The sequence below is a fragment of the Pseudomonas sp. 10S4 genome, from assembly GCF_034344865.1.
GTDB lineage: Bacteria > Pseudomonadota > Gammaproteobacteria > Pseudomonadales > Pseudomonadaceae > Aquipseudomonas.
Genome location: NZ_CP133774.1, coordinates 6957507 through 6971000, shown reverse-complemented (window position 1 = coordinate 6971000; position 13494 = coordinate 6957507). Strand labels below are relative to the sequence as shown.

Sequence of the window (13494 nt, the reverse complement as noted above, 5' to 3'; positions counted from 1 at the left end):
GTGGGACGACAAGCGTTTCGGAGCCGTCCTACACATCGAGCGCCAAATTATGTTGAATGATAATGATTGTCAATTGAGAAAGAGAATTAATGCTCCACAAAAGTGCAGAGTGCGAACTGCGACACGCAGGCAGGCCCGGCCCGGTTGGGTTCAAGCCTGCGGACTAATTATTTAAAGACATCAATCGTTCTCATTGGTGAATGGGTCCGGATACGTTCCGGCCACAACAGCATTCCCAAGCCTTGCGCGGTCGGCGAAGACCGCGTCCTGCACGCCCTCTAAATGAGCGTGACGTACGAAAACCGATTTCAACTTGCAAGCCGAATTCAGGCAGGAAACCTCATGACCGACGCGTTCGAACTCCCCAGCACACTGGTCCAAGCCCTTCAGCGCCGCGCGGCCCTGACGCCGGACCGCGTGGCTTTGCGGTTTCTCGCTGAAACCCCGGATCAGGCCGTAGTGCTCAGTTATCGCGAGCTAGATCAGCGGGCGCGGACCATTGCCGGCGCGTTGCAGTCCGAGGCTGCATTGGGTGATCGCGCGGTGCTGCTGTTTCCCAGCGGCCCGGATTACGTCGCGGCGTTTTTTGGTTGCCTGTATGCCGGAGTGATTGCGGTGCCGGCCTATCCGCCGGAGTCGACCAAGCGTCATCACCAGGAACGTCTGCTGTCGATCATCAGCGATGCCGAGCCGCGCTTGCTGCTGACCAGCGTCGGCCTGCGCGATGCCTTGCTGCAAATCGACGGGGCACCACCGTTGCTCTGCGTCGATACCCTCGACGCTGCGCTGGCTGATGGTTGGATTGCGCCTGACCTTGAAGACGACCACATCGCCTTCCTGCAATACACCTCCGGTTCCACCGCGTTGCCTAAAGGTGTGCAAGTCAGCCACGGCAATCTGGTGGCCAATGAACTGCTGATCCGCCATGGCTTCGGCATTGATCTGAACCCGGACGATGTGATCGTCAGCTGGTTGCCGCTGTACCACGACATGGGCCTGATTGGCGGCCTGTTGCAGCCGGTTTTCAGTGGCGTGCCATGCGTGTTGATGTCGCCGGCCTACTTCCTCGGCCGGCCGTTGCGCTGGCTCGAAGCGATCAGCGAATACGGTGGCACCATCAGCGGCGGGCCGGACTTTGCCTATCGGCTGTGCAGCGAGCGGGTCAGCGAATCGGCGCTGGAACGCCTCGACCTGAGCGGCTGGCGCGTGGCGTATTCCGGGTCCGAGCCGATTCGTCTTGATACGCTGGAACGCTTCGCCGAGAAGTTCGCGACGTGCGGCTTCACCCCGGACAGCTTCATGGCGTCTTACGGTTTGGCGGAAGCCACGCTGTTCGTGGCCGGCACGCCTCGCGGTCAAGGCATCGGTAACCTGAAGGTGGACGATCAGGCCTTGGCACAAAACCGTGCCGAACCGGGCGAGGGCGCAGCGATCATGAGTTGCGGCGTCAGCCAGCCGGATCACGCGGTGCTAATCATCGATCCGCTTGTGCTCACCGAACTGGCGGATAACGCCGTTGGCGAAGTCTGGGCCACCGGGCCGAGCATCGCCCACGGCTACTGGCGCAACCCCGAGGCCAGCGCCAAAACCTTCGTTCAGTATGCCGGCCGCACCTGGCTGCGCACCGGTGACCTGGGCTTTATGCGTGACGATGAACTGTTTATCACCGGGCGCCTGAAAGACATGCTGATCGTTCGCGGCCACAACCTGTATCCGCAAGACATCGAGCGAACCATCGAGCGCGAAGTGGAAGTGGTGCGCAAAGGTCGCGTCGCTGCATTCGCCGTCAATATCGACGGCCAGGAAGGCATCGGCATTGCTGCGGAAATCAGCCGCAGCGTGCAGAAAATCCTCCCGCCCGAGGCGCTGATCAAAGCCATCCGCCAAGCGGTGGCCGAGGCGTATCAGGAAGCGCCGAGCGTGGTGGTGCTGCTCAATCCGGGTGCGTTGCCGAAGACCTCCAGCGGCAAACTGCAACGCTCGGCGTGCCGCAATCGTCTGGCGGACGGCAGCCTCGACAGCTATGCGTTGTTCCCGTCGGCAAACATTGAAAGCGAGTCCTCAGCGCAATCCGCTTCCGAGATGCAAAGCCTGATCTCGAAGATCTGGTGCGAGCAACTCTGCGTCAAACAGGTCAACGCCGACGACCACTTCTTCCTGCTCGGCGGTAACTCCATCGCCGCCACCCAAGTGGTTGCGCGTTTGCGTGAAGAACTCGGCCTGGAGCTGAACCTGCGCCTGCTGTTCGAGGCCCCGACCCTCGGCGCCTTCGCTGATGCTGTCGCTCGACTGCAACAGGACGGCGGCCTCGCCCAAGGCACGATCACCGCGTTGTCGCGCACCGAAGCGATGCCGCAATCCCTGGCGCAAAACCGTCTGTGGATCACCTGGCAACTTGATTCGCAGAGCAGCGCCTACAACATTCCCGGCGCCTTGCGTCTGCGTGGCGAGCTGGACGAAGACGCGCTGCGTGCCAGTTTCCAACAGTTGATCGAACGCCACGAATCCCTGCGCACGCGCTTCTTCGAGCGTGCCGGCGTGGCGCTGCAAAAGGTCGATGCGGCCGGTGAATTCAACCTGCAATTGATCGACATCAGCGACCTGCCCGCTGCCGAACGAGAGGCTCGTGCGCAACAAATTCGTGAGGACGAAGCGCACACCCAGTTCGACCTGGAAAAAGGCCCGCTGCTGTGGGTAACCCTGGTGCGCCTCGACGACGAGGACCATCAGTTGCTGGTGACGATGCACCACATCATCGCCGACGGCTGGTCGCTGAACGTATTGATCGACGAGTTCTCGCGCCTGTACGCAGCGGCATCCCAAGGGCAAAAAGCGACCCTCCCGGCATTGCCGACTCAATACGCCGACTACGGCAGTTGGCAGCGCCAATGGCTGGCGCAAGGCGAGGGCGAGCGGCAACTGGCCTACTGGAAAAACCAGTTGGGCGATGAATATCCGGTGCTGAACCTGGCCACCGATCATCCACGTTCCGCGCAACAGACACACAGCGCCGCGCGGCATACCGTGCGTTTGGGCGTGAGCTTGAGCGAGGCGATCCGCCAGACTGCCCAGGCCCACGAAGCCACGCCATTCATGCTGTTGCTCAGTGCGTTCCAAAGTCTGCTGCACCGCTACAGCGGCCAGCGTGACATTCGCATTGGCGTGCCGAACGCCAACCGTCCGCGCCTGGAAACCCAAGGGCTGATCGGCTTCTTCATCAACACCCAGGTTCTGCGCGCCGAGGTTGATTCACGGCTGCCATTCGTTGAGCTGCTGGCGCAAACCCGCCAAGCCGCGTTGGGCGCGCAAGCCCATCAGGACCTGCCGTTCGAGCAACTGCTCGAAGCCTTCGCGCAAGCTCGGGAATCCGGTTTGTTCCAGGTCATGTTCAACCACCAGCAACGGGACTTGGGCGCACTGCGCCGTTTGCCGGGACTGCTGGCCGAAGAATTGCCGTGGCACAGCCGCGAAGCCAAGTTCGACCTGCAATTGCACAGCGAAGAAGACCGAAATGGTCGGCTGAGCCTGTCCTTCGATTACGCCAGCGAACTGTTCGATGCCGCGACCATCGAGCGTCTGGCCGAGCACTTCACTAACCTGCTGCGTGAAGTCTGCGAGCGGCCACAACAGGCCATCGGCGACCTTCAACTACTGACCCCGTGCGAGCACGATCAGCAAAATTCGTGGAGTGCGGCCCCGTGCTCACCCGCCAGCCAATGGCTGCCAGAGCTGCTCAATGAACAACTGCGCCAGACCCCGGAACGCAACGCGCTGATCTGGGATGGCGGTCAACTGGACTTCGCCGAATTGCACGCCCAGGCCAACCGTCTGGCCCATTACCTGCGCGACAAAGGTGTCGGCCCGGATGTGTGCGTGGCCATCGCCGCCGAGCGTTCGCCGCAGCTGTTGATCGGCCTGCTGGCGATCATCAAGGCCGGCGGCGCCTACGTGCCGCTGGACCCGGATTACCCGGCTGATCGCCTGGCCTACATGCTCAGCGACAGCGGCGTCGAATTACTGCTGACCCAGACCGAATTGCTCGACCGCTTGCCAGCGACCGACGGCGTCAGCGTGATCGCCATGGACGCTCTGCACCTGGAGAACTGGCCGAGCCAGGCACCGGGCCTGCACCTGCACGGCGACAACCTGGCCTACGTGATTTACACCTCGGGCTCCACCGGTCAGCCGAAAGGGGTCGGCAACACCCACGCGGCCCTCGCTGAACGCCTGCAATGGATGCAGACCACTTATCGTCTGAATGAAACCGATGTGCTGATGCAAAAAGCGCCAATCAGTTTCGACGTGTCGGTGTGGGAGTGCTTCTGGCCGTTGATCACAGGCGCGCGTTTGCTGATTGCCGGGCCCGGCGAACACCGCGACCCACATCGCATTGCGCAACTGGTTCAGCAGTATGGCGTGACCACGCTGCACTTCGTCCCGCCACTGTTGGCGCTGTTTATCGAAGAGCCACTGACCGCCGAATGCACCAGCCTGCACCGGGTGTTCTCCGGCGGCGAAGCCTTGCCCGCCGAACTGCGCAACCGCGTACTTGAGCAACTGCCAGCGGTGCAATTGCATAACCGTTACGGCCCGACCGAAACCGCGATCAACGTCACCCATTGGCATTGCACCAGCGCCGATGGGGAGCGCTCGCCGATTGGCCGGCCGTTGGGCAACGTGGTCTGCCGCGTGCTCGATAACGACCTCAATCCTGTACCGGCTGGCGTGCCGGGAGAGCTGTGCATCAGCGGTATCGGCCTGGCCCGAGGCTACCTCGGTCGTCCGTCCCTGACTGCCGAACGTTTTGTCGTCGATCCATTGGGCGAGCAGGGCGCGCGGCTGTACCGCACCGGCGACCGGGCACGCTGGACAACTGATGGCGTGATCGAATACCTCGGGCGCCTCGATCAGCAGGTCAAACTGCGTGGCTTCCGGGTTGAGCCGGAAGAAATCGAAGCACGCCTGCTGGCTCAGGACGGCGTCGCTCAAGCTGTGGTGCTGGTGCGCGAAACAGCCGCTGGCGGGCAGTTGATCGGTTACTACACCACCACCGATTCCTCGGAAGACATCGATGTGCAAAATCAGCGCCTGAACACTGCGCTGGTTGCCGAGCTGCCGGAATACATGGTCCCTGCGCAACTGATGCGTCTGGATGAAATGCCGTTGAGCCCGAGCGGTAAACTCGACCGCCGCGCCTTGCCGGAACCGCAGTGGCAGGTTCGTGAACACGTCGAACCGGTCAGCGCACTTGAGCAACAAATCGCCTGCATCTGGCGCCAAGTATTGGGCCAAAACCAGATCGGTCTGCGCGACGATTTCTTCGCCCTTGGCGGTCATTCGCTGTTAGCCACACAAATCATTTCCCGCACCCGTCAAACCTGCGACGTCGAATTGCCGCTGCGGGCGCTGTTCGAAAACAGTGAGCTGGGGGTGTTCGCCGAACAGGTCCGGTTGATCCAGGCCAGCGGTAAAACCAACCAGCAGCCGCCGATCGAGAAAGTCGATCGCAGCCAACCGGTGCCGCTGTCCTATTCCCAGCAGCGCATGTGGTTCCTTTGGCAAATGGAGCCGGACAGCCCGGCCTATAACGTCGGCGGCATGGCGCGGTTGCGCGGGGTGCTGGATGTCGGGCGTTTCGAAGCGGCGCTGCAAGCGCTGATCATCCGTCACGAAACCCTGCGCACCACGTTCCCGAGCGTCGATGGCGTGGCCCGGCAACAGGTGCACGTCGACACCGGCATGCGCATGGACTGGAAGGACTTTACCTCTCTGGATGCCGACGGCCGCGAGTGGCAGGTCCAGCAACTGGCGGACGATGAGGCGCACAAGCCATTCGATCTGGAAACCGGCCCGCTGCTGCGCGCCTGTCTGGTCAAGACCGGCGAGGAGGAACACTACTTGGTGTTGACCTTGCACCACATCGTCACCGAAGGCTGGGCGATGGACATCTTCGCCCGTGAACTGAGCGCGCTTTACGAAGCCTTCGTCGATGACCGCGAGTCGCCGCTGGAACCGCTGCCAGTGCAATATCTGGATTACAGCGTCTGGCAGCGGCAGTGGCTGGAATCCGGCGAGCGTCAACGCCAACTCGACTACTGGACCGGGCAACTCGGTCGCGAACATCCGTTGCTGGAATTGCCTGCCGACCGTCCGCGTCCACCGGTGCAAAGCCATCAGGGCGAACTGTTCCGTTTCGACCTGAGCGATGAGCTAGCTGCACGGGTTCGTGCCTTCAATGCGCAAAACGGTCTGACCCTGTTCATGACCATGACCGCCGCCCTGGCCGTGCTGCTTTACCGCTACAGCGGCCAGACTGATCTGCGCATCGGCGCGCCGGTAGCTAACCGCATTCGCCCGGAAAGCGAAGGGCTGATCGGCGCGTTCCTCAACACCCAAGTGCTGCGTTGCCAGCTCGACGGACAGATGTCCGTCGGTGAGTTGTTCGAGCAGGTTCGCCACACCGTGATCGAAGGTCAGTCCCATCAGGACCTGCCGTTCGATCATCTGGTGGAAGCCTTGCAGCCACCGCGCAGCGCCGCTTACAACCCGTTGTTCCAGGTGATGTGCAACGTCCAGCGCTGGGAATTCCAGCAGAGCCGCACGCTGGCCGGCATGACCGTCGAGTACCTGGCCAACGATGCCCGGGCGACCAAGTTCGACCTCAACCTGGAAGTCACCGACCTCGATCATCGACTCGGTTGCTGCCTGACTTACAGCACCGATTTGTTCGATGAACCGCGCATTGCACGGATGGCAGGGCACTGGCGCAACCTGCTGGAGGCCTTGCTGGCCGATCCGCAACAACGCCTCAGTGAACTGCCGTTGCTTGAAACCACGGAACAGAAAAACCTGCTGGACAGCCCTCGGCATCGAGCCGGGCGAGCAGCGTCTGGACCAGTGCATTCATCACCTGTTCAGCGAACAAGCGTTGGCCCGCAAAGACGCGCCGGCCCTGACTTTCGCCGGGCAAACCCTGAGTTACGCCGAACTCGACAGCCGCGCCAATCGCCTGGCCTGGATGCTGCGCGAGCGCGGTGTCGGCCCGCAAGTGCGGGTGGGCCTGGCGCTGGAACGTTCGCTGGAAATGGTCATCGGCCTGTTGGCGATCCTCAAGGCTGGCGGCGCTTACGTGCCGCTGGACCCGGAATACCCGCTCGATCGCCTGCATTACATGATCGAAGACAGCGGCATTGGTCTGCTGCTCAGCGACGCGGCGATGTTCAAGGCCCTCGGTGAATTGCCATCGACCGTAGCCCTCTGGTGCCTCGAAGAAGACACCGCCGAACTGGCCAACTACCCGGCCAGCGAGCTGCCGTTTATCAGCCTGCCGCAGCATCAGGCGTACCTGATTTACACCTCCGGCTCCACCGGCAAACCGAAAGGCGTGGTGGTGTCCCACGGCGAAATCGCCATGCACTGCCAAGCGGTGATCGAGCGTTTCGGCATGCGCCCCGACGACTGCGAACTGCACTTCTATTCAATCAACTTCGACGCCGCCACCGAGCGTCTGTTGGTGCCGCTGTTGAGCGGTGCCCAAGTGGTGTTGCGCGCTCAAGGGCAATGGGACGCTGAAGAAATCTGCGGCCTGATTCGTAGGCATCAGATCAACATCCTCGGCTTCACCCCCAGTTACGGCAGTCAGTTGGCGCAGTGGCTGGCGACCCAGGGCGAAACCTTGCCGGTGCGCATGTGCATCACCGGCGGCGAAGCCCTGACCGGCGAACACTTGTCGCGGATTCGCGCGGCGTTCAAACCGAGTGTGTTCTTTAACGCTTACGGCCCGACTGAAACTGTGGTCATGCCACTGGCCAGTCTTGCGCCTGAGGAATTGGAAGAAGGGTTGGGCAGCGTGCCGATTGGCAGCGTGATTGGCGCGCGGGTGGCTTACATTCTCGACGCCGACCTGGCCTTGGTGCCGCAAGGCGCGACCGGCGAGTTGTACGTCGGCGGTGCCGGTCTGGCCCAGGGTTATCACGGGCGGGCGGGCATGACCGCCGAGCGTTTTGTGGCGGATCCGTTTGCTGATAACGGCGGGCGCATCTATCGCACTGGCGACTTGGTGCGTCAGCGTGATGACGGTTTGGTCGAGTACCTCGGTCGTATCGACCATCAGGTGAAAATTCGCGGTTTCCGCATTGAACTGGGCGAGATTGAAACCCGTCTGCTGGAACATGCGTCGATCCGTGAAGCCGTGGTTCTGGCGTTGGATGCCCCAAGCGGCAAACAATTGGTTGGCTACCTAGTCACCGACGTCGCCGAACAGGAGGAAGCGCAACAATCCGCATTGCGCGAAGCATTGAAGGCTCACCTCAAATCCCAGCTGCCGGACTACATGGTGCCGACGCATCTGATCCTGCTGGCGAGCATGCCGCTCACAGCCAACGGTAAACTTGACCGCCGCGCACTGCCGGCACCGGACCCGGAGTTGAACCGTCAGCACTACGTGGCGCCGAGCAATGAGCTGGAGCTGACATTGGCCGGCATCTGGTGTGAAGTGCTGAACGTCGCGCAGGTCGGCCTCAACGACAACTTCTTCGAACTGGGCGGCGACTCGATTCTGTCGATCCAGGTGGTCAGCCGGGCGCGGCAGCAGGGCATTCACTTCAGTCCGCGTGATCTGTTCCAGCACCAGACCGTGCAAACCCTCGCCGCCGTGGCGACCCGCACCGAGCAGGTCACCGCCGAGCAAGGTTTGCTCACCGGTGAATCGCGTTTGACGCCGATCCAGCACTGGTTCTTCGACACCGACATCCCCGAGCGTCAGCACTGGAACCAGGCATTGCTGCTGGAACCCACCGTGGCGCTGGAGCCCCAACGCCTGGAGCAATCGCTGCTGGCGGTGATCGAACAACACGACGCCTTGCGCCTGCGCTTCACCCAATCCGGCGCGCAATGGCACGCCGAACACCAAGCGGTCAATGACATCCCAGTGCTGTGGCAGATTCGCGTCGCATCGATGGGCAAGTGCACGGCGCTGTTCGCTGATGCCCAGCGCAGTCTGGATCTGGAGCAAGGGCCACTGATGCGTGCCTTGCTGGTCGATGGACCTGAAGGCCAACAACGGTTGTTCATCGCCATTCACCACTTGGTGGTGGACGGCGTTTCGTGGCGAGTGCTGCTGGACGATCTGCAAACGGTCTACCGTCAACTCGATGCTCAGCAGTCGGTCAAATTGCCGGCCAAAACCAGTGCCTTCAAGGACTGGGCCGCACGCTTGCAGGCCTATGCCGGCAGCGAATCACTGCGCGAAGAACTGGGCTGGTGGCAGGCGCAACTGGCCGGGTCAAGCGCCGGTCTGCCGTGTGATCGCCCCCAGGGCGGCCAGCAAAATCGTCATGCACAAACCGTCAGTGTGCGGCTGGATGTCGAGCGCACCCGGCAATTGCTGCAACTGGCACCGGCCGCGTATCGCACGCAGGTCAACGACTTATTGCTGACTGCATTGGCCCGGGTCATGTGCCGCTGGAGCGGCCATGAATCGGCGTTGATTCAACTCGAGGGGCACGGCCGCGAAACCCTGTTCGACGAGATCGACCTGACTCGCACCGTCGGTTGGTTCACCAGTGCTTACCCACTGCGCTTGGTGCCAATGGACGAGCAGGGCGCCTCGATCAAAGCGATCAAGGAACAACTGCGCGCCGTGCCGCACAAAGGTCTGGGCTATGGCGCGCTGCGTTACCTCGCCGATGAGCTGTGCCGCCAGACCCTGGCCGCGTTGCCGGTGGCGCCGATCACCTTCAACTACCTCGGCCAGTTCGACCAGAGTTTCGGTGCGCACGCCTTGTTCCGTCCGCTCGATGAGCCGGTCGGCGCCGCCCATGATCCACACGCGCCGCTGCCTAATGAACTGAGCGTCGACAGTCAGGTTTACGGCGGTGAACTGGTGCTGCGCTGGACCTTCAGCGCCGAACGCCACGACTCGCAAACCATCAGCGACCTGGCGCAGGCTTACGTCGGTGAGTTGCAAAGCCTGATCGAGCATTGCCTGCAAGACGATGCCGGAGGCCTGACGCCGTCGGACTTCCCGCTGGCCAGACTGACCCAGCCGCAACTCGATGCACTGCCGATCCCGGCGGCCGTCATCGAAGACGTCTACCCGCTGACCCCGATGCAGGAAGGCATGCTACTGCACACTTTGCTGGAACCGGGCACCGGCCTCTACTACATGCAGGACCGCTACCGCATCAACAGCGAACTCGACCCCGAGCGTTTCGCCCAGGCCTGGCAAGCGGTGATCGCCCGTCACGAAGCCTTGCGCGCCTCGTTCTGCTGGAACGTCGGCGAAGACATGCTGCAAGTGATCCACAAGCCAGGCAGCACGCCCATCGAGTACCTCGACTGGACTGCAATTGCCGATGCCGAGCAAGAACCGAAGCTGCAAGTGCTGCTCAAAAGTGAGCGTGAAGCCGGGTTCGATCTGCTCAACCAGGCACCGTTCCACCTGCGTTTGATCAAGGTTGGCGAGGCGCGTTACTGGTTCATGATGAGCAACCACCACATCTTGATCGATGCGTGGTGTCGCTCGCTGCTGATGAACGATTTCTTCGAAATCTACACGGCGCTAGACGAAGGGCGCGAAGCACAGTTGGCCGTGCCGCCGCGTTATCGCGACTACATCGGCTGGCTGCAACGCCAAAGCCTTGCCGAAGCGCGGCAGTGGTGGAAAACCAACCTGCAAGGCTTTGAGCGGACCACGCCGATACCAAGTGACCGGCCGTTCCTGCGTGAACACGCTGGCGACAGCGGCGGCATGGTGGTGGGCGACCGCTACACCCGACTCGATGCCCGGGACGGTGCGCAACTGCGTGAACTGGCCCAGGCTCATCAGTTGACCATCAACACCTTCGCCCAAGCGGCGTGGGCCTTGGTGCTGCGACGCTTGAGCGGTGATCGCGACGTGCTGTTCGGTGTCACGGTGGCCGGGCGCCCGGTGGACATGCCGCAGATGCAGCGCACCGTCGGGCTGTTCATCAACAGCATCGCGCTGCGGGTGAAGATGCCGGAAGACGATCAGCGTTGCAGCGTGCGTCAGTGGCTCAGCGGTTTGCTCGACAACAACATGCAACTACGTGAGTACGAATACCTGCCGCTGGTAACGATTCAGGAAAACAGCGAACTGCCCAAGGGCCAGCCGCTGTTCGACAGCCTGTTCGTGTTCGAAAACGCTCCGGTGGAAGTCTCGGTGCTGGACCGTGCGCAAAGCCTCAACGCCACGCTCGGATTCGGGTCGCACCCACACCAACTTCCCGCTGACGGCGGTTTGCTATCCGGGCGATGACCTCGGTTTGCACCTGTCCTACGATCAGCGCTATTTCGACGAATCCACGGTCGAGCGCATGCTCGGTGAGTTCAAGCGTTTGCTGCTGGCGTTGGTAGCGGGCTTCCATGGCGACATGGCTGACTTGCCGTTGCTGGGCGCGGAGGAGCAGGACTTCTTGATCCACGGCTGTAACCAGAGCGAACACGACTACCCGCTGGAGCAAAGCTACGTCGAGTTGTTCGAAGCCCAGGTTGCCCAGCATCCGCAGCGCATCGCCGCCAGTTGCCTCGACCGTCTGCACAGTTACGTCGAGCTGAACCAGCGCAGTAACCGCCTCGGTCATGCGTTGATCGCGGCCGGCGTCGGGCTGGATCAACCGGTGGCGTTGCTGGCGGAACGTAACCTCGATCTGCTCGGCATGATCATCGGCAGCTTCAAGGCCGGTGCCGGTTACCTGCCGCTGGACCCAGCGCTGCCGAGCCAGCGTTTGAGCCGGATCATCGACCTGAGTCATACACCGTTGCTGGTCTGCACTAAGGCTTGCCGTGAACAAGCGGTGGCGTTGCTGGAAGAGTTTGGTTGCGCCCATCGACCTCGATTGCTGGTCTGGGAGGAGGTGCAGGCGAGTGATGCCTCGGTGCAAAACCCGGGCATCTACAGCGGGCCGGATAACCTGGCCTACGTGATCTATACCTCGGGCTCCACCGGTTTGCCGAAAGGTGTGATGGTCGAGCAGCGCGGCATGCTCAATAACCAGTTGAGCAAGGTGCCGTACCTGAGCCTGAGCGCTGCGGATGTGATTGCGCAAACCGCCTCGCAAAGTTTCGATATTTCGGTCTGGCAGTTCCTCGCCGCGCCGCTGTTCGGCGCGCGGGTAGACATCGTGCCGAACACCATCGCCCATGATCCGCAGGGCTTGTTGGCTCACGTCCAGAGCCAGGGCATCACCGTGCTCGAAAGCGTGCCGTCGCTGATCCAGGGCATGCTCGCCCAGGACCGCATGAGCCTCGACGGCCTGCGCTGGATGCTGCCGACCGGTGAAGCGATGCCGCCGGAACTGGCACACCAATGGTTGCTGCGCTACCCGGGTATCGGGCTGGTCAACGCCTATGGCCCGGCGGAATGCTCGGACGATGTGGCGTTCTTCCGCGTCGACATGGCCTCGACCCGCGGCAGTTATTTGCCGATTGGTACGCCAACCGACAACAACCGTTTGTACCTGCTCGATGGCGCGCTGGAACTGGTGCCGTTGGGTGCGGTGGGTGAGTTGTGCGTCGCGGGGACCGGCGTCGGTCGCGGTTATGTCAGTGATCCGCTGCGCACCGCCCAAGTGTTTGTGCCGAACCCGTTTGGCGAGCCCGGTGACCGGTTGTATCGCACCGGCGACCTGGCCCGTCGGCGCAGTGACGGCGTGTTGGAATACGTTGGCCGCATCGATCATCAGGTGAAGATTCGCGGTTACCGCATCGAGTTGGGGGAAATCGAAGCGCGCCTGTACGAACAACCGGAAGTTCGCGATGCGGCGGTTGGCGTGCAAGAAGGTGTAAACGGCAAGCACTTGGTCGGCTATCTGGTCGCGGCGAATTCAGCGCTCAACCCGAGTGAACGACTGGAGCGTATCAAGCAACGTCTGCGCGCCGAATTGCCGGAATACATGGTGCCGCTGCACTGGTTGTGGCTCGAAAAAATGCCGCTGAACGCCAACGGCAAACTTGATCGCAAGGCGCTGCCGGCGCTGGAGATTGGCCAGTTGCAGAGCCAGGATTATCTGGCCTCTCGCAATGAACTGGAGCAGACCCTGGCTGACATTTGGGCTGAAGTGTTGAAGGTGGAGAAAGTCGGCATTCGCGACAATTTTTTCGAGCTGGGCGGCCATTCGCTGCTGGCGACACAAATCGCCTCGCGGGTGCAAAAAGCCCTGCAACGTAACGTGCCGCTGCGGGCAATGTTCGAGTGCAGCACGGTGGAAGCGTTGGCCGAATACATCGAGGGGTTGGCGGCGAGTGACATCACCGAAGAGAAAGTTGATCGACTGAATGATCTGATGGCGGAGTTGGAGGGGCTGTAGTTCTCTGGCGCCTGTACCGGCCTCTTCGCGAGCAAGCCCGCTCCCACAGGGGAACGCATTCCAATGTGGGAGCGGGCTTGCTCGCGAAAGGGCCGGCAAAAGCACCATAAGGTTGACTGTAGATCGCCAGCGGCACAGTCTGCCCATGCCATTTTTTGGAGAGGAG

At 61.9% G+C, this 13494-nt stretch carries 1 pseudogene; it reads left to right on the top strand.

Features of this window, described 5'->3' with window-relative positions:
• Nucleotides 1–342: 342 nt before the first annotated feature.
• Nucleotides 343–13328, top strand: a pseudogene (locus tag RHM58_RS32410) (non-ribosomal peptide synthetase).
• The last annotated feature ends 166 nt before the right edge of the window (nt 13329–13494 follow it).